We start from the raw sequence: 22,312 nt of genomic DNA, 5'->3' as shown, positions 1-22,312 counted from the left end.
TCATTTGGCTTTTATTTTAGCGTTATAGGATAGGTAATCATGGCGAAGAAAAGAGGATTGGCTGCCAATCGAGGCTTAGATGCCTTATTGGGGTCAATCAAAAAAGAAAAGCAAATCACTGCGTCTGCCTTACAAGATGATATGGCAGCGCGTGATAATACTTTGCCAGCTGTAACGCCAGATACTGATATGCCAAACGATAGCACGCCCGCTCAAACAGGTCGTGCAAAAGACAACGAAAAGCTGACTGCAAAGCCAACGTCTGTGGAAGCTGCTGATTCTGGTAATCGTAAGGCGCGTGCGCCGCGTACGATGAATAAGAGCAGCATTCACAAAACTGGTGCTAATAAAAATCGTGTTAGTGGAACAGATAACAGTGCCTCTGAAGATCAAATCAGTCTGGTACAAATTGATGTGACACGTTTACAAGCAGGTAAATATCAACCACGCCGTGATATGAGTGAAACTGCGCTTGCCGAATTGGCCTCTTCGATTGAACAGCATGGGGTCATGCAACCTATTGTTATCCGTCCATTATTGGCAAATGAAGACAAGAGTGAAGCATTTGTTACTCATGAAATTATCGCTGGCGAGCGCCGTTGGCGTGCTGCAAAAATGGCGGGTAAAGCAGTAATACCTGCGATTGAGCGCGCATTGTCAGATGAGTTGGCTATTGCACTGGCACTAATTGAGAACATCCAACGTGAAGACTTGTCTGTGATTGAGCAGGCAGCAGCATTACAACGCTTTCATACTGAGTTTGGTATGAGTCATGCGATGATTGCGGAAGTTGTGGGCAAGGCACGTACGACGGTATCGAATCTACTGCGATTGAACCAGCTACACGATACCGTAAAAGATCATTTAGCCACTAGTGCGCTAGATATGGGTCATGCCCGCACGCTGTTGGCTCTATCTTCTGAACAGCAGCCGATTATTGCACAAAAAATCATCGATGGTGGCATGACCGTGCGCGAAGCTGAAAAGCTCGTGAAGTCAATTTTGCAGCCAGCTCCCAAAGCCAATCGTACTGAACAAGCACAGTCTCATGACGCGGAACGTTTGACACAAAGGTTAACGGATATGCTTGGGGCCGAAGTAAAGTTGAAGCATAAAAAAGACGGACAGGGTAGTGTTGAGATATTTTTCCAAAATCAAGATCAGTTGGCCGCCTTGATTAAGCACATAGAAGCACAGGCTTAAGGTATTCATCCAGTTTGTAATGACTGCACAAGTCTAAACTATCTTGGTTACCACTATTTTTATAAAAATATAAAAGAGAGCGAGTATGTGGGAGTTGGTAAAAGCGGGTGGTTGGTTGATGACGCCTATCGTGGTGTGCTCAATACTGGCATTGGTTATCATCATTGAGCGTAGCCATACTTTACAATTTAACAAAATTGTACCTAACAGATTGCGCGAACAATTGATAACGCGCCTACGCGAAAACGGCGGTATCGGCCGTACACAATTAATGAACGTGAAAGAAAAAACACCTTTGGGTGATATTTTGGCAACGGGTTTGCTTTATCGTCAGTATGGTTTAGAGTCGATGACGATGCATATGCAAAATCGTGCGAGCGTACAAGTTCATCAGTTAGAAAAAAATATCAATATGCTTGGTACTATAGGTGCGATTGCACCGTTGCTTGGTTTGTTGGGCACGGTATTGGGTATTATCTCTTCGTTTTTAGCGATTACTGATGGCGCGATGCAAGACCCAACGATGCTTGCCGCTGGCGTATCACAGGCATTGATTACAACTGCTGCTGGTATGATTGTTGCGATTCCTGCATTGGTTGGCTATCGTTATTTTCAGCGCCGGATCATTGATATCAATGCCCAGTTTGAAACTCAAGCAGGATTGATGATTCAAGAGTTGTATGACTACCAGTTGCTAGGAAATGTGCATACTTCTGGTTTTGATACGCTTAATCCTGATGCTTCATTACATAGCACTATACGTAATGATTCGGTAAGTTTAAGCGACGGAGTCACAGTGACTTCTTAGCACTATTTTTAATATTATTGGTATTATTTTTAGTACTAAGGGTCAGATGAATTATCTAGTCATCCTATTTGCATTTTAAACACGCCTTAAGCATAGTAAAAATATTAAAGAGAGTGATATGCGCTTTAGAAAACCAACCGTTGAACCACTTGAAATCAATCTAACACCAATGATTGATTGCTTATTATTTTTAATTGTATTTTTGCTGCTTGCGACCTCATTTAATCATTTTAGTCGCTTGAATATTATTCTTCCTGAAGCTGAAGGTGTCGCACTGACAGAACAAAACAACAGCATTGAAGTGGCAGTACAAGAAGACGGCAGCTATTTGGTAAATGGTATCACCCTTGGCAGTAGCAATGAGGCTGAATTGATCAGCATGCTACAGCAAGAGGCGGGTAGTAATCGTGATATGCTATTTGTGATCGCTGCTGATGCTAACGCTACCCATCAATCTGTGGTACGGGTGATGGATGTCGCAGGAAAACTAGGGTTTTTGAACCTTAATATCAGTACGGTTGTACCACTTGGCCAACCGTTACCGCAATAATGTATGGCTATATTAGTGTCATAAATACTCCTATAAAACTGTGCTTTGAGTACAGTTTATTCATATCATGATACCCAAATTGAGGCTTTTATGAGCCAAACATATCAATCCGACTCTACAAAAAAATCTGCTAAAAAATTGTCAGCAGAGCCATCAGATGTACCTAAGCGTACGACATTATTGCGCCTGTTACGCTATCTTAAGCCATATTGGTGGGCGTTAGCATTAGTGGTTTTAGGTTTCGCTATCAATGCTGGGACAGAGATATGGGTGGCCAAACTTCTACAGTACATCACTGATGCTATCAATCAAGGTGATCAAAGCAAACAGAATTTGTTTCCCTTGCTTATCATCACATTGTTCTTTGTGCGTGGTTTGGGTAGCTTTTTGGGTAATTACTATTCTGCTTTAGTTTCACGTAACTTGGTATATGAGTTGCGAGTAGAAGTCTTCAATAAATTGCTGCGTTTGCCAAGCTCATTTTATCTTGCCAACCCAGCAGGTACTATCTCATCAAAGTTGATATTTGACGTTGAACAGGTCACAGCAGCCAGTACAGAGTCAATGAAGACCTTATTGCGCGATGGCTTGACGGTATTAGCATTGATCGGATTTTTGCTCTACAGTAATTGGCGTCTAACTTTAATTTTATTCCTCGTACTACCACCGATATTATGGCTCATTCGTATAGCATCTAAGCGTTATCTCAGGTTATCTAAGGGTATTCAAGAGACGATGGGTGATGTTAGTCATATTACCAATGAGGTCATCGGTGGCTATCAGGTGGTCAAAAACTATGGCGGACAAGCATACGAAGCCGAACGTTTTGACAAAACGTCAAAAAAGAACTTGCTCCAAGGTATGAAGGTAGTCGTTACTAATAGTATCAATACGCCAGCAGTACAGCTACTGATGGCAATAGCCATGTCGGTTGTGGTGTGGCTCGCACTGCGTCCTTCAGTCATCAATAATATCTCGGCCGGTGAGTTTATCTCATATATTGCAGCTGCTGGATTACTCAGTAAACCAGTGCGTTCACTGACGGATATTAATCAGAAACTGCAAAAAGGTATCGCGGCTGGTGAGTCAATTTTTGCTCTACTAGATGAGCCAGAAGAAAAAGACACTGGCGTGATCAGCTCAGCCTTAACGGGTGAGATGAAGCTTGATAATGTCAGTCTGATCTATCCGGATTCGACAGTGGCACTGCGCGACTTTACGTTAGATATACGTGCAGGAGAAACCGTTGCACTGGTAGGGCGTAGTGGTGCTGGTAAATCATCTTTAGTAAATCTATTGACACGCACCTTATCAACTTCTGCAGGGCAAATTACTTTAGATGGTATACCAATCGAAGATATCAAACTAGAGAGCCTACGTGCTCAAATTGCGATGGTCAATCAGCAAGTGGTGCTGTTCAATACGACGGTGTTTAACAACATTGCTTATGGTAGCTTAGCGAATAAAAGTCAGTCCGACGTTGAGCGTGCCGCAAAAGATGCCTTTGCTCATGACTTCATAATGAAGATGCCAAATGGCTACCAAAGCGAAATCGGTGCCGAAGGTTTGCAATTGTCAGGTGGGCAGCGTCAGCGCTTGTCTATCGCTCGTGCGCTATTAAAAGATGCGCCAATTCTAATTTTAGATGAAGCGACCAGTGCGCTAGACAATGAATCAGAGCATTATATTCAGCAAGCGCTAGATAATGTGATGAAAAACCGCACGACATTGGTGATTGCACATCGATTGACTACTATTGAGTCTGCTGATCGTATCGCTGTGTTGGATGCAGGGCAGATTGTCGAGCTAGGCACACATACAGAGTTGATGCAGTTACAAGGCTATTATGCACAGATGTATGACCGCGATTTTGAATAGGTTGATATGATTTTATTCCAATATACATTGGATGATATTTCGGTACTGAATATTATAGAATAAGTGGTCCATAATCATGAGCATTGAAACGATAGTGACACGTGCATGGCAACGCCAAGCTCTTTGGTTGTGGCTATTACTACCCATTAGTTGGTTGTATGGGTTCATTACTATACTTCGTCGTCAAGCTTATAAAATTGGCTTGTTAGCCAGTTATCGCGCACCCATTCCTATCATGGTAATCGGAAACATCAGTGTTGGTGGTAGCGGTAAAACACCATTGATTATTGCTTTGGTCAATGAGCTACAATCACGAGGCGTCAAGGTGGGGGTTGTTAGTCGCGGTTATGGTGGTGATACCAGTCAGATGCCAGCATTGGTTAATATAGATAGCTTACCTAATATAGTTGGCGATGAGCCGTGTTTAATCGTTAGCATGACAGGTGCCGCGATGGCAGTTTGTCCCAATCGTCAGCAAGCAGTGACCACCTTATTAGATGCTTATCCAGATTTACAGTTAATTATTGCAGATGACGGTTTGCAGCATTATGCATTGCAACGTGATATCGAGTGGATTGTCGTTGATGCAGCACGCGGTTTTGGCAATGAGCAACTACTACCCACTGGCTTTTTACGTGAGCCAATGTCACGATTAGAAGGCGCAAATGTCATTTATCATGAAAAGTTAGAAACAGGAGCAGTTTATCAAGATAATAATACTCTGCCTCTAGCCAGTCGTTCGACTATGCATTTAATGCCTGACAAGTTGCAGCGCCTGTGGCAACTTAAATTAACTGATGCTAAAGCTACTGACTCCAAAGTGAAAATTGACATGCCAGAAAAGGGTAGTCAGGTACACGCCGTCAGCGGGATTGGTTATCCGCAGCGTTTCTTCGGTACCTTGGATTCTATTGGCTTTGAGGTAATCGGTCATCCTTATTCTGACCATTATGATTTTAGCTTGGCTGAGCTCCTGCAGTATCGCGATTATCCCATTGTTATCACTAGCAAAGATGCAGTGAAAATTAGAGCATTGCTAGTCGAATATACAAGTAAGCAAGCACTGAGTGATGAGTATGAGGAGCTGGCAAGTAGACTATGGGTGTTACCAGTGACAGCCGTACTTTCTGATAGTTGTTATGACAATCTAGACGAGCAACTAAAGATATTAGGTATTCAGTCTGATCCTGATATCAGTATAAAAACTACGTGATAGATAATCGCTAATATTTTACATTGCCGCAAAATTTTATAGGAACAAGCCATGTCATCAGTCGCCATACCTGCCAAAACACATATTGTCATTCCTGCTCGCTTCAAAAGCACACGACTACCCGGCAAACCATTGCTACAAATACATGGTAAGCCGATGATTCTTTGGGTGGCTGAAAAGGCTCAGACAGCACACTTTGCAGATGATATGTGTATTGCGACTGATGATGCGGATATCGCTAAAGTATGCACGGATGCAGGATTCGATGTCGTAATGACTAGCCCTGATCATGCCTCAGGCACAGATCGTTTAGCAGAAGTGGCTGCTATAAAAGGTTGGGCTGACCATGATATTGTGGTCAATATGCAAGGCGATGAGCCGTTGGTACCTCCGCTATTATTAGAGCAAGTAAAAGCACTTCTAGTCGCAGATGATGAGAGTGTGATGGCCACTTTATGTGAGCCTATCGATGACTATGAGACTTTTATGCGCCCATCAGTGGTCAAGGTTGTCAGTCAACAATCCAATGATTTACAGCGTGCGCTTTATTTTAGTCGTGCGCCCATTCCTTGTGATCGTGATGTCGTGTTGGCTGAGGATAATCAAAGACAACCACCAAAAAATGCGTATCGTCACTTGGGCTTATATGCTTATCGCGTGCGTCTCTTACAGCAGTTTGTGCATTGGCCACAGACACCGCTCGAAATGCTAGAAAGCTTAGAGCAGTTACGTGTGTTAGAAAATGGTGGATATATCGCCATTGCTGCCGCTGCTTGTCATTTACCAGCAGGTGTCGATACGCAAGAAGATTTAGATCGTTTAAATGGCATGAACCTAGCTGACTTTTTAAATCCTATCGGTAGTCTATAGGTTAGTAATCCAATTCAAATTTTATACCTTTCATTTAAAGCGTCATTAACGCGCTATATCCTGAATAATCGAGCAATGTTATAGGGCGACAGCTATGAGTGATGTGACAGGAAATACGGGTGCAGCAGCTATCAACGACGGCATTTATTTTGCACCCTTATTGCCATGGCAGCAGTCGTTATGGTCGCAACTGACAGAGCGAGTATTACAGCAGCAGTCTTTACCTCATGCGCTACTAGCCGCAGGTATGCAAGGAATGGGCAAGCGTGCTTTTGTATGGCGACTGGTCGCTTGGTTGCTATGTCGCAGCCGTGACAGTCATCCAACAGGTGCTTGCGGCACGTGTGAGAGCTGCCAATGGTTGAGATCGGGCACCCATCCGAGCTTGCAAGTATTGCCACTGGTCAGTATGCCTATCAGTGCAGAGCAGGCAGATAATAAGGAAAAATCAAGCAGCACCGCTAAAGACAAAAAATCTAGTAAAACTGCTAGCAATAGTGCTCTCAAGACCAAAATTGATGATATCCGTGCCTTACAACCTTTTATTTATCAAGGTGGACAAGGAATGCGGATTTGCGTGTTAGACCATGCTGAGAAAATGACCATTGCTGCAGCCAATGCCCTACTAAAAACCTTAGAAGAGCCACAAGCACAAGTTCATCTGTTTCTGATCAGTGATACGCCTGCCCAATTGCTACCAACCATTAAAAGCCGCGTACAACAGCTGGCATTACAAACGATTGAGCCTGCGATAGCTGTTGACTATGTAACAGGTGAGCTAGGCCATACTATCAATCGTGAAGCAGTCAGTACCGCGGCTATTCATCAACTTATTCAGCTGGCAAATGGCGCACCTTTAGCAGCGATAGCACTGGCACAAGTGCCTTGGTATAGTAAGCGTTCACTGTGGTTGACGACGTGGCAAGCATTACGTAGTGGCAAACGTAGTAGTATCGCAGCCAGTGATTATTGGCAAAATCAGCTTAACATCGTAGAGTTTATCCAACTGTCTGAGCTGATGCTGCTCGATATGCGCCGTGTTTGTCTAGGACTGGATGAGCTACAAAAAGACGTCAACTTATCAGCATTGTTAGAGAGTTATCAACCGACTGATAGTGGGTTGGAAGCATTCGCTAATAGCTTGCAGCAAACCAAAATTGCACTACAACAAAATGTGCAAGAAAAATTTGCCTATGATAAGCTGATGCAAGAACTGGCATATTTATAAAGCAATTTTTATGGCATTTTATTATCGTTTGGTAATTGACGCAATGCTTTGCTCTACATACCGTTAGTCACTCATAAAAATATACTTAACCCAATTAATAAAGGAAGCTAACTATGGCGATGCCAGGACGCGGTGGGGTATTAACCTGCCATATTGAAAATATCGAAATGCTATATGCTAGCTACTTATCCTTTGTGAGTAATGGTGCATTGTTTGTACCTTCGACTCAAGATCAACAGCTAGGTGATGAAGTGTTTATCGCGGTTACCTTACCGAACTCTAGCGAGCGCTTACCTATGAACGGTAAGGTGGTTTGGATAAACTCTAAAACACAAGGTGGTCGTCCAGCAGGTTTTGCCGTACAGATTGGGACAGATATTTCTGGTCAGCGAATCAAAAACGAAGTTGAGCGACTATTGGCTGGTAAAGTAGATGGTTTGCAGGCGACTTATACGATGTAGTCTTTACAACCATTAATATTTTTATCCATTACGATAATTAGTTTTGAACAAATGCCACTATAGAAAAGCAGCCTTATACTTGGTATAAGGCTGCTTTTTAGCAAAAATATAAAAAACTGGCGGAATGTGAGAGTGTTCTAATAGCGCGGTGGCACATACATGTCGTTTGGGATAGGTTCACGGTAATATTCATCATCGCGTTTTCGATTGGGTAATTCGACCTCGTCACGTGGCACTTCTTTATAAGGAATTTGTTCGAGTAAATGGGCAATGCAGTTCAGCCTAGCACGTTTTTTATTATTGCCCTCGACCACCCACCACGGCGCTTCAGGAATGTGAGTGCGCTCAAACATGGTTTCTTTTGCTTTGGTGTAATCTTCCCAACGTCGGCGCGACTGTAAGTCCATCGGTGAGAGTTTCCACTGCTTAAGCGGATCATATATCCGGCTCATAAATCGCGCATGTTGCTCGTCATCGGTAATAGAAAACCAGTATTTTACTAGGCGAATACCTGAGCGTACGAGCATACGTTCAAACTCAGGTACTGATTGAAAAAACTCTTCATACTGTGCATCTGTACAGAAGCCCATCACGTGCTCAACACCGCCGCGGTTATACCAACTACGGTCAAACAGTACAATTTCACCAGCTGCTGGTAAGTGGGCGACATAGCGCTGAAAATACCACTGCGTCTGCTCGCGTTCCGTGGGAGCAGGTAATGCGGCAACACGGCACACTCTAGGGTTTAAACGCTGAGTAATACGCTTGATGGCACCACCTTTACCAGCAGAATCACGCCCTTCAAAGATGACGACGATGCGCTCACCGCGATCCACAACCCAATCTTGTAGCTTTATAAGCTCGCGTTGTAGCCGGACTAATTCATGAAAGTATGTTCGTCGGTCTAGCTTTTCCTGCTCGCTCATCTCGCGGCCATCAAAACGAAAATCACGTGCACAGTCATCTATTTCATTTTCTAATTCTTCATCATAGGTATCGATTAAATCTTGATGCATTTTTCGACGCAACTCATCATCCAGAACTTCTTTCTCGATACGCTCTGAAAGAATAGCTTGTTCTCGATTGTATTGATCTACATGCTCTTTAGTTGCTAAAGATTCAAAATCAGTCGTTGTACGTGGTTCTGACATCACAAATTTTTCAGAACCAAAAATGACTTCCCTTAGTTTTTCTAATAAATATTTTGTCTTACCCATAAATATTACCTTTGGTTGGCATATTGGATTTTGTAAGATACTACTCCTGGTTCACTTTTATAATAACAAACTATAGGCAATAAAAAATGCCCTTTAATTAACTTAAAGGGCATTTTTTACAGACAGATACTGATTAAAATAATAGATCAGCATATCTCTTTTTTTAAACTAAATGCAATCCAGATTATTTTTCTAGAATGCAAGTCACACCTTGACCACCTGCTGCGCAGATAGAGATAAGTGCACGGCCTGAGCCTTTTTGATCTAGTAATTTAGCAGCAGTTGCTAAGATACGACCACCAGTAGCAGCAAATGGATGACCTGCAGCCAATGATGAGCCATTAACGTTCAGTTTGCTACGATCGATAGATCCTAGTGGTGCCTCTAATCCTAGGCGCTCTTCACAGAATTTCTCATCTTCCCACGACGCAAGTGTTGACAATACTTGTGAAGCAAAGGCTTCATGAATCTCATAAAAGTCAAAATCTTGCAGCGTCAGACCAGCACGCTCAAGCATACGCGGTACGGCGTATGCTGGTGCCATTAGCAGGCCTTCCGTTGTGCCAGATTTACCAATGAAGTCAACCGCAGCCGTTTCTTGATGTACGATATAAGCCAATGGCTTTAGACCATGCTCTTTTGCCCACTCATCCGTACCCAATAGCACACAAGAAGCACCGTCAGTTAGCGGTGTAGAGTTGGCGGCAGTCATCGTTGGGTTGGCGTTTCTTTTGCCAAATACTGGTTTTAGCTTCGCCAGTTTTTCTAAAGTGGTGTCTGGACGCAAGTTGTTGTCGCGAGTCAGACCTTTGTAAGGCGTGATCAAGTCGTCAAAGAAACCGTCGTCATAAGCGCGTGCTAGGTTTTGATGGCTATTAAAAGCCAGCTCATCTTGGGCTTCGCGGCTGATGTTCCACTCAAGCGTCGTGATCGCTTGGTGCTCACCCATTGACAAACCAGTGCGTGGCTCGCCGTTTTGCGGTGAATCAATCAAGTCTTTTGGGTTTAGACCCATCAATGCTTTTAGGCGTTGCTTGTTGTCTTTTGCGGCACCCAGTTTGATAAGTACTTTACGTAGGCCATCGCCAACTGCGATAGGCGCATCAGAGGTCGTGTCTACGCCGCCAGTGATGGCTGAATCAATCAGACCAAGTGCAATTTTGTTTGCAGAGGCAAAGGTCGCTTGTAAGCCAGTACCACAAGCTTGTGAGATGTCATAAGTTGGCGTGTGCGGGTTCAATGCTGTGTTTAATGTTGCTTCACGAGTTAGGTTGATATCGCGGCTCAGTTTCATGACAGCGCCAGATACCACTTCACCTAATGTCTCGCCTTGTAGGTTGTAACGCTCAACCAAACCATCTAAAGCAGCCGTTAGCATGTCTGTGTTGCTGACATCAGCGTATGAGCCGTTTGAGCGAGCAAACGGGATACGGTTGCCCCCTAGAATAGCCACTCGGTTTAGATTTGAAGCAGGCTTCGCTTTGCTGGTCTTTTTAGCAGTGGCAGAAGTTTTGACAACAGTCGTTGCTGATTTATCCTCAGTTACTTTTTTGTCCTCAACCGTTTCAGCTTCTTTAGCCGAAGCACTTGCAGTTCTTTTGACAGCTGTTTCTTTTTTAGTGCTATCAGTAGAGGTTGCTTGTGAGTTTTCATTTTTTGTATCACTGGTTTTTACGACAGTGCTTTCGATAACAGGGCTATCAGGGTGGTTATTTTTATTACTCATAATATTATCCTTAAAAAATATGGGTAGAAGAAAAAGAGGGTAATAATAAAAAATTCAATTGAATTAAAAAATACAGTTAAGAGATTCAAAATAGATAAGAGGTAAATATTATCATTTATTATGCGTTATGGCTGTTTAGGATAAAGTGTTTTTACGACCTTACTGTATATCTTTAGCAAACTATGTGACACTTATATATAAGGTTGATACTGGCTTTGAAAACAGTTAATAATATAACTTTTGTAGACTGGCTGGTATTGACTATTAACATTGCATAAAAGCTGTTTTGATAATATATTGTTATCGATAATTCTATTTACCATAACTTATAGGTCTGATTTTAGCATAATGTTATGGTTTTTAAATCTAGAAAAAGCGGCCGTCTTGTGTACTTGCTTGTTTACAGATTTTTGTGGACATTGTCAGTTTTTGGACTTGTTTATGATGGCAGTGTATAGTTAGGCCAGTTTTGTACGCACTTACTAAATATCAATAATTATAATGTTGCCGAGTCTATATGATAGGCACATTGCATTTTTTATTTTAATCATTTTTATAAGGATTATATTATGTCAGACCGTTACGGTGATTTTGTTCAGTCTTCTCTTGGCAAAAAAGTGGCCAAAAATTTGGGTTTGCCATTACCAGTGACTCTTGATCGTTTCGAGAGTGGTGAGAATTTAGTACGCGGTAGTGTGTTGGTTGGTCGTGCTAAGGGCGAGGATAAAAGCGTTAGCGCATCGATCTCACGTATTTTGTCAGATGTACATGCTGACGTTTATGTGAACAGCAGTGACGATATCAAAGATGAATTGGCTGATGCGAGCATCGAAGCAAAAGCCAATACTGGTGGCGATGACAAATTCAAAGTTCTATTGTTTGATGCCAGTAATATTGTCAATGCTGAGCAGCTCAAAGAAGTGTATGAATTCTTCCATGCTGTTGCTCGCCGTGTCGATAAGTCTGGTCGAGTCATTATCGTTGGTCGTACACCAGAAAACATCACTGACATCGAAGCAGCAATGGCTCAGCGCTCACTTGAAGGCTTTGTAAAGTCTGTCGGTAAAGAATTTAAGCGCGGTGTTACGGCACAGCTTGTTTATGTTGAAGAAGGTGCAGAGCAAAATCTAGATTCGACGTTACGCTTTTTCACCTCAGCTCGTTCAGCGTATGTCTCAGGACAAGTTGTGCGTGTTAACAAAGGCGAATCAGTTGAAGTAGATTGGACGCAGCCTCTAGGTGGCAAAACCATGCTAGTGACTGGCGCAAGTCGCGGTATCGGTGAAGCAATCGCTCGTGTGTTGGCTCGTGAAGGCGCTCACGTTATCTGTCTCGATGTGCCGCAGCAGCAAGCTGATCTACAAAAAGTCGCGAGTGAAATCAGTGGTTCAGTCGTGACCGTTGACATCACTAGTGATGACGCAGGCAAAGAAATCGCTGAAGCAGCACAAAAGCGTGGCGGTCTAGATTCTATTATCCATAATGCTGGTGTCACACGTGATAAGACATTGGCAAACATGGACGAGAAAAAATGGGACATGGTTATCGATATCAACCTAGGCAGTATTGCTAGGCTAAATCGTTACTTACTAGACAATGACGTGCTAAAAGAAAATGCACGTATCGTCTGTGTGTCGTCAATTTCAGGTATCGCTGGCAACTTGGGTCAAACCAACTATGCGACCTCGAAAGCGGGTGTTATTGGTCTGGTTGATGCGACTGCTAAGCAACTAGAAAACAATGCTAAAGGTATGACCATAAATGCAGTGGCACCAGGATTCATCGAAACTCAAATGACTGAAGCGATTCCATTTGCTATTCGTGAAGCTGGTCGTCGCATGAACTCAATGAGCCAAGGCGGCTTGCCAGTAGATGTTGCTGAGACCATCGCATGGTTTGCATCACCTGCTTCTGGCGGCTTGAACGGTAACGTTGTTCGTGTTTGTGGTCAGAGCTTACTAGGGGCCTAACACCTATTTCTAAGTAGACAGAGGTAATGATTAAGCCTATTATAAATATATAATATAGTGAATTATTTATTATTTACCTCACGTATGCTTACGAAAAAATTGCTGATAAATCGTAATAAAGCTGCCCGAGGGTGGCTTTTTTATGATAAAAACATAGAAACCATCAGCCAAATTATGTTTCGTTATAATAAGTGCTTGTAACTTGTATTAAAAATCACGTAGATTACTTATACTTTGGATTGAGTATAGCGCTTAAGATACTGTTTACTGGTAAGCCTTAACGAACGACTTTATAGCATCTCTGTATGCACCAAGAAAATTTGCTCAAGCCCCACTTAGGATTTATTATGTCAGACAAGCATTATGATGCGCTGCCAAAAGCGCATACGACCTACGCCAATATCGTCAAAAGTTTATTGCCTATCGTCAATAATGGTAAAGTTAGTAGAGATCAGTTGCCGCAATCGACCTATTATGTGGACGATCTGCACATCGATCAGGGTAATTTAAACGATTATCGTAAAATTTGCGGTTTTGCTGATAATGGCAATATCCCGATTACGTATTTTTCGGTGCTGTCTCAAACGCTGCAAATGAACATGATGGTCAAAGAGCCGTTCCCATTTGCTATGCTGGGGTTGGTACACGTCGATAACAGTGTGACCCAGTATCGTCCAATTGGTGAACGTGAAACGGTCGCTATGTCTGTCACCTTTGATAACTTGCGTGACCATGCTCAAGGTCAGCAGTTTGATTTTGTGACAACGGTAAAATCAGAAGACAAGGTGATTTGGGAAGGGACATCGACTTATCTGTCACGTAGCAAACAACCAAGCCGTAGCAAAGACAAAAAAAGCACACCGCGTCCAGTCGTGGTCAAACCCTCAGTCAATCCAAAAGGCGTACACAGTATCTTTGAAGTACCAGAAGATATCGGTCGTCGTTATGCCTTTGTGTCAGGCGACTTTAACCTTATCCACTTACATCCATTATCTGCGCGCGCTTTTGGCTTCCCTAAAGCCATCGCCCATGGTATGTGGTCAAAGGCCAAGTGTCTTGCCATGATGGATGAGTTGCCAGACGCTTGTACCGTTGATGTATCGTTCAAACTGCCTATATTTTTGCCAGCAGAAGTCGAACTCATTGCTGATCCGGTAGCGCAGCTTGAGAGCGCAGATGGCACTTGTGAGTTTGGCCTATATAGCTCTAAGAATGACAAGCCGCATTTGGCAGGTATTGTTAAATTACAGAGTGATAGTTAACAAAAGCTAGCATAACAGTCAGTAACATGACTGCCGTTTAACTAACAACTATTTCAATAGCAAACTTAACGAACAACTTTATACTTATGACTGCACATACGGAAGCAAAAAGCCCAGAACAACTTGATAATTCAGCTGCCAATGACGATGTCGCTAACAACGACGTTGCTAACAATGAGGCTGAGACTACAAACGTCACACCTGACCAAGACGCTCCTGATAATGGTGTCGATCTAGCTGCTATTTTTGAGCCTTATTTTCGTCCTGATGACAACACCATTGTATGCGGTGCACTCGATGACGAAAAGGTGGTAGCTTTAGCGAAAGCGGGTGTCGAGCTAGTGATTAATTTGCAGCCTGATGATGAATTGAGCTTTGATGAATCATCAGCGGTCGAGCAGGCAGGTATGCACTATGAGCATCTGCCTATTAGCGGCGCGGCGGATTTAAAACAGCTGAAAATATTGGCGTTTGACAACATTTTACGCCAAAATCATGGCAAGAAAATCGCCGTACATTGCGGAACTGGTAACAGAGTAGGCGCGGCCATTGCCCTGCGTGCAGGTTGGTTGCGTGGGCGTAAGATGGATACTGCTATGGAACGTGGGCGCAGTCATGGTTTGACTAAGCTTGCCGAAGAAGTCCATAATCGTCTATTGGTACCACGTTAAAGTATAAGCATGTTTGACGAGTAAAAAGGCGACCGATAGGTGGCCTTTTTTTTGAGTAAATAAAAACAAGTTTAAACCGCTAATCGTACTTTTTGGGATTGGTATAATATTAAGCGCTAAGGTTTTTTATACTTAGCTATTCTACAAAACAAAGCAGGAAAACTATGACCGATAATAATAAAACTGATCATAATAATCAGATTAATACACAACTTCAGCAGCACTTACAGCAACTGCTCACCGATTTACAGCTTGATGATGCCCCAGCAGGTGGTGCGGTGGTTGTCTATCAGGCTGGTAAGTGTGTTGCTCAGGCAAGTACGGGGTTGGCACGTTTAGACATGTCATGGCAGCCTTACACTTTAGCAATTAACTTTTCGACAGGTAAAGGTATATTGGCGACGTTGGTACATGTATTGGTTTCGCAGCAGGTGCTTGATTATGACACGCCTATTGCACACTATTGGCCAGCATTTGCGGCACAGGGTAAAGGTAAGCTTACGCTACGCCATGTGATGTCACACCAAGCCAATTTATTTTCCATTCAAAGTATCGAGGTAGACAGTGAAGCCTTGCTTGATTGGGAATACATGCTCAAGACGGTTGCTGCAATGCCGATCACTGCACCAGACCATGCCGAGCTATATGACAGCGCCTATAGTGCTTTAGTCTATGGTTGGGTATTGGGCGGTGTCATAGAAGCCGTTACTGAACTGTCTTTAGCTGAAGCGCTGCTCCGTTATCTCACTGAGCCTTTAGGTATTGCTGATAGCTGTTACTTTGGCGTACCAGCAAGCAAAGTTAACCAAGTGGCAAAGCTGGCCAAAGATTTTGAGTCATCAAATGAAGAAAACGCACAACTGCGTAGTAAACGTCAAAAACCAACCTTAAAAGTAGATTCGCAAAGTGTCTTGCGTGCTTATGAAAACCTGCCTAGTTATGCATGTTGGCAGCAGCAAGCCTTAGCGAATATAACATCAGCAGATATTGGTCAAGCTGATGAGCGAACCAACTTGCCTAAGTTGGACACAGCTTATATTAATCGTTTGTACTTTGACACGAGCAAGCTCAATCTAAAAAATTATAAGGCAGCGCTCATACCAGTTGGAAAACAAGCGATCGATTATCATAGTCGTGAAACGCTACAGGCCGTGATTCCAGCCGCCAATGGTGTCGCCTCAGCTCAGGCCTTGGCAACCATTTATGCTATGCTTGCCAGTGGCGGCGAGTGGCAAGGACAGACACTTATTGATAGCACAACCTTTGAGAAGCTATCTACACCGCAAGTCACAGGGCTAGATGCTGTCATGCCAGCAGCGATGCATTGGCGTTTGGGTTATCATCGCCGGTTTGATATTTGTCAAAACGAAGCTAGTGAAGGGGTGGATGCAAGCAAGCAAGGATTTGGACACATGGGTTACAACGGTTCAGTTGCTTGGTGTGACCCTGCGCGCCAGTTGTCATTTGCCTTTGTCCATAATTTTGATTCAACGATGCTCAATGATATCCGTCAGTTTGCGCTAACGGAATCTGTGTTGAGTATGATTGATGCAGCGCTTTAAAAACCTTATTGATAAGTTCAATGAGGCTTATTCGGTGTCATTTTAAGTAGCCTAGTTGCACTCAAGCCATGAATGAAGATTGAGGCTAGAATCACAATTGAGCAGACAATCCATAACTTGAGTGCATCTTCATCACCGAAGAACCCTTGGTTCAGCGCATAAGATAGATAGTACAACGTACCAATACCACGGATGCCCAATGCTGAGATGGCGTATTTTTCAGTGCGAGGAAGATTCAGCCCTGATAAAGCGATAAACCCACCAATAGGACGTATCAATAATAAGAAGGTGAAGCTGACGATGTAAACACGCCACGTCAGCTCCACACCTGACTGTAATCCTTGACCTAGAAAAATGCCAAACATAACCAGTACGAGCGACATAAGCAAACCTTCGGATTGCTCTGCGAAATCATGGAGTTTGTGATGGTAGCTGTGCTCATGCTCTGAACGCCGGAAGGCAAATGCCGCAATAAAGACAGCGATAAAACCATAACTGTGTACAAACTCTGCTAATCCATATGCCACGAGTGTCAGGGCGATGACCACATAACCTTGAGAAATAGTAGTGTCTTGGCTATATTTCGAAAATACCAGCTTTGCCATGACTTTACCCACGACAATACCCACCACCAAACCTGCGCCAATTTTCCACAGTACATCATGGGTGAACCATGACCAGAGCATTTCACTGGTGAAACGATTGCCTTCACTAAATGCTTCCGCTATTTTTATTGCTAAATAAACGAAGGGAAACGCCAGTCCGTCGTTAAGCCCTGCCTCTGAGGTGAGGGTAAATCTCGGTGTATCTTCGCCGCCCGTATTAGGCGGTCCTACCTGAATGCTAGATGCCAATACCGGATCGGTTGGGGCTAGCACAGCCCCTAACAAAATAGCTGCTCCAAGGCTCAAACCAAACGCATAATACCCCAAAATGGCCATCGCAAAGATACCAATCGGCATGGTAATCAGTAATAGGCGTACTGTCGGCCTCCACAATCGCCAAGACAGCTTGGTATCAATCTTGATACCAGCACCTACCAATGACACGAGCACCACGATTTCGGTTAATTTTTCGATGATTAAACCGTTATCCATCGGATCTAAAAATGATAAGCTCGTCCACCAATAGCCCATGATTAGACCAAAGCTGACCTGTAGCATAGGTAAGGAGACGGGCGTGCGTTTAAACATAATAGGAAACAACGCTCCTAGTAAGAAAGCGACACCGCAAATCAATAAGAATAAATTATAGTTTTCGATCATAAGGAGTAGGCACGTCGTGGTTTTTAAGGGGGCAGTTTTGATAACCCTTATCATGACGCCAAAAAAAATCAATTACCGCAAAAAATCGTTATTAAAACGTCTGCTACGTTGTTTTTTGGTGAAAAAAAGCCTGCATAAGATATGCAGGCTTTTCATGGGTCTGTAGATTGATGTGTTTTAAGATAATTTATTTACCTTAAAACACAGTCTGCACGTTTTAGCGTTCTACTTGGCTCACATCACGGACAGCACCAGTATCGGCACTGGTCGTCATAGCAGCATAGGCACGTAGCGCAGGGGTCACATGACGATCACGGCTCACAGGCTTCCATGCATCGCGTCCGCGTGCTTCCATCGCATCTCGGCGTGCGGCCAAGTCGGCATCACTGACTTGCATGTTGATGGTACGGTTAGGAATGTCGATATGGATGGTATCGCCTTCTTCAACCAGACCGATGGCACCACCTTCGGCTGCTTCAGGGCTGGCATGACCGATTGATAGGCCTGATGTCCCACCAGAGAAGCGACCATCGGTGAGTAGGGCACACTCTTTACCTAAGCCTTTTGACTTTAGGTAAGTCGTTGGGTAAAGCATTTCTTGCATACCAGGGCCGCCTTTAGGGCCTTCGTAGCGAATGATAACCACATCACCGGCAACGATATCATCAGCCAATACCGCAGCGACGGCATCATCTTGTGACTCAAATAGACGCGCGCGACCAGTAAATACTAAGATGCTTTCGTCAACGCCTGCGGTTTTAACCACACAGCCACGCTCGGCGATATTGCCATACAGTACGGCCAAACCACCATCTGTAGAATAGGCATGTTGGGCACTACGGATACAACCAGACTCGCGGTTGACGTCTAGATTTGACCATTCTTTTGATTGTGAAAATGCTTCAGTGGTACGTACGCCACCAGGCGCTGCCAGGAAGCGTGCGCGTGCCTCAAGGTTATCAGGATTCATAATATCCCATTTATCAATCGCAGCTTTCATCGTTGGACTATGAATGGTCGGTACGTCAGTGCTCAAGAGACCGGCACGATCAAGCTCAGCCAATAACGCAAAGACACCACCAGCACGATGCACATCTTCCATATGGTATTTCTGTGAGGCAGGGGCTACTTTTGCAAGGCAAGGAACACCACGGCTTAGACGGTCAATATCATGCATTTTAAAGTCGATTTCTGCTTCATTAGCAGCCGCTAACAGATGCAAGATAGTATTGGTCGAGCCACCCATGGCGATATCCAAGGTCATCGCGTTTTCAAAAGCAGCTTTGCTAGCGATTGAGCGTGGTAAGACTGAATCATCATCTTGCTCATAGCGACGTTTGGCCAATGACACAATGGTACGACCCGCTTCTAAGAATAGCTCGCGACGTAGTGAGTGAGTGGCAAGTAGTGAGCCATTACCCGGTAATGCCAAGCCTAAAGCTTCGGTCAAGCAGTTCATTGAGTTAGCAGTAAACATACCAGAGCATGAACCACAAGTTGGACAAGCTGAGGCTTCGATAGCGGCCACATCTTCATCACTAATACTGTCATCAGCGGCATCCATCATTGCATCGACGAGGTCGAGTTTACGAACCGCGCTGCTGTCACTGCTATCAGTATTGTGACTCTTACCAACGGTACTGGCTAAGATTTTGCCCGCTTCCATTGGGCCACCTGAAATAAATACCACTGGGATATTAAGGCGCATGGCGGCCATCAACATACCCGGTGTGATTTTATCGCAGTTAGAAATACACACTAGCGCATCCGCGCAGTGAGCATTGACCATGTACTCGACAGAGTCAGCAATCAGGTCGCGGCTAGGTAGCGAGTACAACATACCGCTATGACCCATGGCAATACCATCATCGACTGCAATAGTATTGAACTCTTTGGCAACGCCGCCTGCTTGCTCAATCTCACGTGCGACCAGTTGTCCAAGATCTTTTAGATGCACGTGACCGGGTACAAACTGGGTAAATGAGTTGGCAATGGCAATAATTGGCTTGCCAAAGTCGCCGTCAGTCATGCCAGTTGCACGCCATAGTGCGCGCGCGCCTGCCATATTACGACCACCAGTAGAGGTTTTTGAGCGATAATCCATGTGATATTCCTTACAAATAGGCGAGGTTTGTGAAAATGTGCAGCCTCAGCTGTGATATTGATAGTGTGCTTTTTATGATGCGTGAGGACTAGTGAATAATTCTAGGTCGTTACCATACCATTAGATATGAATACCTAAAAACAATTCGTTGCTTATGATAAATGATGAATCAAAAAAGTGCTATTCAAGACGCTCTAATATCGCTGTCTCAAACCAAGGAAGGGCAGATTTATCAGCTTCCAGTTTGGCGATAATCACTAACGCATGGGTCGATGGCAAAAGCTGATAGTCGCTACTCACCTCGATGTTCAGGATTCGATCGTTAGCGACTAGTGCTTGTTCATCAATACTGACCAGTGTCTGCTGAGTGTTTTTATATAGCACATCCACACGACCAAAAAACTGCCATTCTTTAAACGCAGTAGTAAGCGCGTCTGCGTCGTCTTTAGTATAAACCTGCTGAGTGTCTTTGCCTGTGTTGGTCCAATGTAGCCGTATGGCTAGTTGTAAGGCTTCGCTGAAGACAACCAGTGATCCAATGACTTTGACATGCCAAGGGCTAGTGAGTAGTGCAGCATCAATTCCTATGAGCTTGGCAGCGGCTTGTGCTGTCATGGGGGTATTGAACTGTGCCAACAGAGCAGGTGTTAGTGGATGCGTCTGTTTAATGACATCGTCTAAGCTGTCATAGTGATATAAAAAGGGCAGCGGCAAGTCTTGAGTAATGGTTTTTTTGCTGATTTTACAGTTATGAATTCGCCAAGCGATTGTTTTATCAGTTAAAGCATCTGCCAAAATAATGGTATTGGGTGCAAGGGTTTGCACGCCATTATTAGCATTGGTTTGCACGCCATTATTAGCATTGGTTTGTTCCGTATCGCTCGCTGACACTATGTTATCGGACACAGAGATTGATGGCGTGTCATTGAGTGTGGAATGAGCGTGATTGTCATCTGATTGAGTCGTCAAGGTAGGCGAGTCCATAAACATCATGTTATTAAAATAGAGTGTTAATATAACATTTTAAGGATGCGATTCGCTAATAAATTGGTGATCTGAGGAAGTGATGTATGCTGATAAAAGAATATCATTGGGTAAATAGTTAATTATGAACTAGTCGTATTTTGTCTATTAAAAAAATGTAGAATACAACCGAATTTCTAGATAAGCACACAGATAGAGTAACTAATGAAAACCCCTTCCAATAACGAATCTATCCAAGAATGGATGACATCAGACCGTCTCTATGAAGAGTATCTCTTCTACTACTTACTCATCTGCCTATTTTGGTTTTTCGTTGGTTTGTTTTCTATTGGTATACGCATACCAGTATTCAACGATATTCAAAACCTAATCCTCAACTCAGTATGGTTCTTGCTCTTATGTGTGGCCTTAAGTGTTCCTAAGTTTTGGTATCGGCTGATAAAAGGCAAAAATGCGTACCTGTTTCAAGCTACTGCCAAAGTGTATGAAACGTTAGACAGCATAGAGGATATTGAGCAAAGAGAGCAGGTACATAAGCAGATTACTAGCAATGGCAAGTTGCCACCTAACCGACTAGAAACGCTATCACTGGCATTTTTATTTGCATTCATACTCTTCGATATATTGTATACCCGCTGCTGGATAAGAGATCTGAGCCTAGTGTGGCAGCCTGACTGGGTCAATGCCTGCATTGGTTGGATACATAATAACTTGACGCTACCACCACTTAACGAAAATAGGAAGCTCTTTAGTTTGTCATTTGGTGATTACAATGGACAAGAAAAGATACTGAAAAAATATTTTGGAGATGAATGGGCATTTTTGGCTTCTCCATTTGGTGATGCCGCAATGTTTTACCACTTTATCCGAGTGATGATGTTTGTTCCTATCTTAGCGGCATTGTCGATTGTATTGTGGAAGCCGCTGAAATGGCTGGGAATGCAGCAGATTGATCCTAGAAATATTCACAGTGTCATGTCTTTTTTACGCAGTTGTGCTTGGTCGCTTATTTTTGCATTTTTTATGGCGATTGGTATGTGGGGGTTCTTGACCAATACCACTTGGTTTACGTTGGGCTTGATAGATCAAGAAGCATGGTTCGATAATCTATATATCAACGGTTTATATCTGTTTATCGTTTTTGGTATCCGATTTTTTTATGGCTGGTTCGTTTTTTGGAAAAGTGTTTTTTTAAAGCTCGTTAATAAAGCCAGTTATAATTGATTTAATAATCTTGATCTCACATTGTTGGCTTGTACTCAGTTTGGATTTCGTCCACTATATAAAAAGTGATCAGCACCATTATAAATATAATGAAATATCTAATAATCATGTAATCA

General features: G+C 43.4%; 18 protein-coding genes. 13 read left to right on the top strand and 5 right to left on the bottom strand.

All coding sequences use genetic code 11. From position 1 onward, the window contains the following. The first annotated feature begins 39 nt into the window (after positions 1 to 39). The 8 genes from I6E84_RS03850 to I6E84_RS03815 all read left to right on the top strand — a co-directional run bounded on the left by I6E84_RS03850 (position 40) and on the right by I6E84_RS03815 (position 8,211). Positions 40 to 1,203, top strand: coding sequence for a ParB/RepB/Spo0J family partition protein (locus tag I6E84_RS03850; protein WP_197216258.1), 1,164 nt, complete (start codon positions 40 to 42; stop codon positions 1,201 to 1,203). Between the two features lie 85 nt (positions 1,204 to 1,288). Continuing rightward, complete coding sequence (locus I6E84_RS03845; RefSeq protein ID WP_197216256.1) at positions 1,289 to 2,011, top strand: MotA/TolQ/ExbB proton channel family protein; 723 nt, start codon at positions 1,289 to 1,291, stop codon at positions 2,009 to 2,011. A 118-nt stretch (positions 2,012 to 2,129) separates the two neighbouring features. Then, complete coding sequence (locus I6E84_RS03840) at positions 2,130 to 2,561, top strand: ExbD/TolR family protein (RefSeq protein ID WP_110923039.1); 432 nt, start codon at positions 2,130 to 2,132, stop codon at positions 2,559 to 2,561. Between the two features lie 90 nt (positions 2,562 to 2,651). Beyond that, positions 2,652 to 4,439: a lipid A export permease/ATP-binding protein MsbA gene (gene msbA, locus I6E84_RS03835; protein WP_197216254.1), complete on the top strand. Its 1,788-nt coding sequence runs from the start codon at positions 2,652 to 2,654 to the stop codon at positions 4,437 to 4,439. A gap of 76 nt (positions 4,440 to 4,515) precedes the next feature. Then, positions 4,516 to 5,652 carry a tetraacyldisaccharide 4'-kinase gene (gene lpxK, locus I6E84_RS03830; RefSeq protein ID WP_197216252.1) on the top strand — a complete coding sequence of 379 codons (1,137 nt, stop codon included), beginning with the start codon at positions 4,516 to 4,518 and terminating at the stop codon, positions 5,650 to 5,652. Between the two features lie 51 nt (positions 5,653 to 5,703). Continuing rightward, positions 5,704 to 6,522 (top strand): 3-deoxy-manno-octulosonate cytidylyltransferase, encoded by an 819-nt coding sequence (gene kdsB / locus I6E84_RS03825; RefSeq protein ID WP_197216250.1) that lies wholly within the window; start codon positions 5,704 to 5,706, stop codon positions 6,520 to 6,522. Between the two features lie 94 nt (positions 6,523 to 6,616). Continuing rightward, positions 6,617 to 7,750 (top strand): DNA polymerase III subunit delta', encoded by a 1,134-nt coding sequence (locus I6E84_RS03820; protein WP_197216247.1) that lies wholly within the window; start codon positions 6,617 to 6,619, stop codon positions 7,748 to 7,750. Between the two features lie 113 nt (positions 7,751 to 7,863). Continuing rightward, the gene (locus tag I6E84_RS03815; protein WP_110923035.1) at positions 7,864 to 8,211 is read left to right on the top strand and encodes a PilZ domain-containing protein; all 348 of its coding nucleotides are present in this window, start codon (positions 7,864 to 7,866) and stop codon (positions 8,209 to 8,211) included. A gap of 137 nt (positions 8,212 to 8,348) precedes the next feature. On the opposite strand, the gene ppk2 is transcribed toward I6E84_RS03815, so the two are convergent. Next, positions 8,349 to 9,428 (bottom strand): polyphosphate kinase 2, encoded by a 1,080-nt coding sequence (ppk2, locus tag I6E84_RS03810; protein ID WP_265090846.1) that lies wholly within the window; start codon positions 9,426 to 9,428, stop codon positions 8,349 to 8,351. A gap of 184 nt (positions 9,429 to 9,612) precedes the next feature. Continuing rightward, positions 9,613 to 11,154: an acetyl-CoA C-acetyltransferase gene (locus I6E84_RS03805; RefSeq protein ID WP_197216245.1), complete on the bottom strand. Its 1,542-nt coding sequence runs from the start codon at positions 11,152 to 11,154 to the stop codon at positions 9,613 to 9,615. A gap of 569 nt (positions 11,155 to 11,723) precedes the next feature. On the opposite strand from I6E84_RS03805, the gene I6E84_RS03800 reads away from it, so the two are divergent. The 4 genes from I6E84_RS03800 (at position 11,724) to I6E84_RS03785 (ending at position 16,619) form a co-directional block, all read left to right on the top strand. Next, positions 11,724 to 13,124, top strand: coding sequence for a 3-oxoacyl-ACP reductase (locus I6E84_RS03800; protein ID WP_197216243.1), 1,401 nt, complete (start codon positions 11,724 to 11,726; stop codon positions 13,122 to 13,124). 347 nt (positions 13,125 to 13,471) lie between these two features. Then, positions 13,472 to 14,386 carry a MaoC family dehydratase gene (locus tag I6E84_RS03795; RefSeq protein WP_197216241.1) on the top strand — a complete coding sequence of 305 codons (915 nt, stop codon included), beginning with the start codon at positions 13,472 to 13,474 and terminating at the stop codon, positions 14,384 to 14,386. Positions 14,387 to 14,472: 86 nt separating this feature from the next. Continuing rightward, on the top strand, positions 14,473 to 15,057 hold the full coding sequence (locus I6E84_RS03790) for a beta-lactamase hydrolase domain-containing protein (protein WP_197216239.1): 585 nt from the start codon (positions 14,473 to 14,475) through the stop codon (positions 15,055 to 15,057). A 164-nt stretch (positions 15,058 to 15,221) separates the two neighbouring features. Further along, positions 15,222 to 16,619, top strand: a complete 1,398-nt coding sequence (locus I6E84_RS03785; protein ID WP_197216237.1) for a serine hydrolase domain-containing protein — start codon at positions 15,222 to 15,224, stop codon at positions 16,617 to 16,619. A gap of 17 nt (positions 16,620 to 16,636) precedes the next feature. On the opposite strand, the gene I6E84_RS03780 is transcribed toward I6E84_RS03785, so the two are convergent. From I6E84_RS03780 to I6E84_RS03770, 3 genes are all read right to left on the bottom strand, one after another. Continuing rightward, complete coding sequence (locus tag I6E84_RS03780; protein WP_194197451.1) at positions 16,637 to 17,884, bottom strand: cation:proton antiporter; 1,248 nt, start codon at positions 17,882 to 17,884, stop codon at positions 16,637 to 16,639. 217 nt (positions 17,885 to 18,101) lie between these two features. Next, complete coding sequence (gene ilvD / locus I6E84_RS03775; RefSeq protein WP_197216236.1) at positions 18,102 to 19,988, bottom strand: dihydroxy-acid dehydratase; 1,887 nt, start codon at positions 19,986 to 19,988, stop codon at positions 18,102 to 18,104. Positions 19,989 to 20,168: 180 nt separating this feature from the next. Next, positions 20,169 to 20,972 (bottom strand): hypothetical protein, encoded by an 804-nt coding sequence (locus I6E84_RS03770; protein WP_227681288.1) that lies wholly within the window; start codon positions 20,970 to 20,972, stop codon positions 20,169 to 20,171. A gap of 204 nt (positions 20,973 to 21,176) precedes the next feature. On the opposite strand from I6E84_RS03770, the gene I6E84_RS03765 reads away from it, so the two are divergent. Further along, the gene (locus I6E84_RS03765; protein WP_197216235.1) at positions 21,177 to 22,196 is read left to right on the top strand and encodes a hypothetical protein; all 1,020 of its coding nucleotides are present in this window, start codon (positions 21,177 to 21,179) and stop codon (positions 22,194 to 22,196) included. Positions 22,197 to 22,312 lie beyond the last annotated feature (116 nt).

The sequence above is a fragment of the Psychrobacter sp. SCQQ22 genome (genome assembly GCF_015864605.1).
GTDB classification, from domain to species: Bacteria; Pseudomonadota; Gammaproteobacteria; order Pseudomonadales; family Moraxellaceae; genus Psychrobacter; species Psychrobacter fozii.
This window is presented reverse-complemented; position numbering and strand designations above follow the sequence as displayed.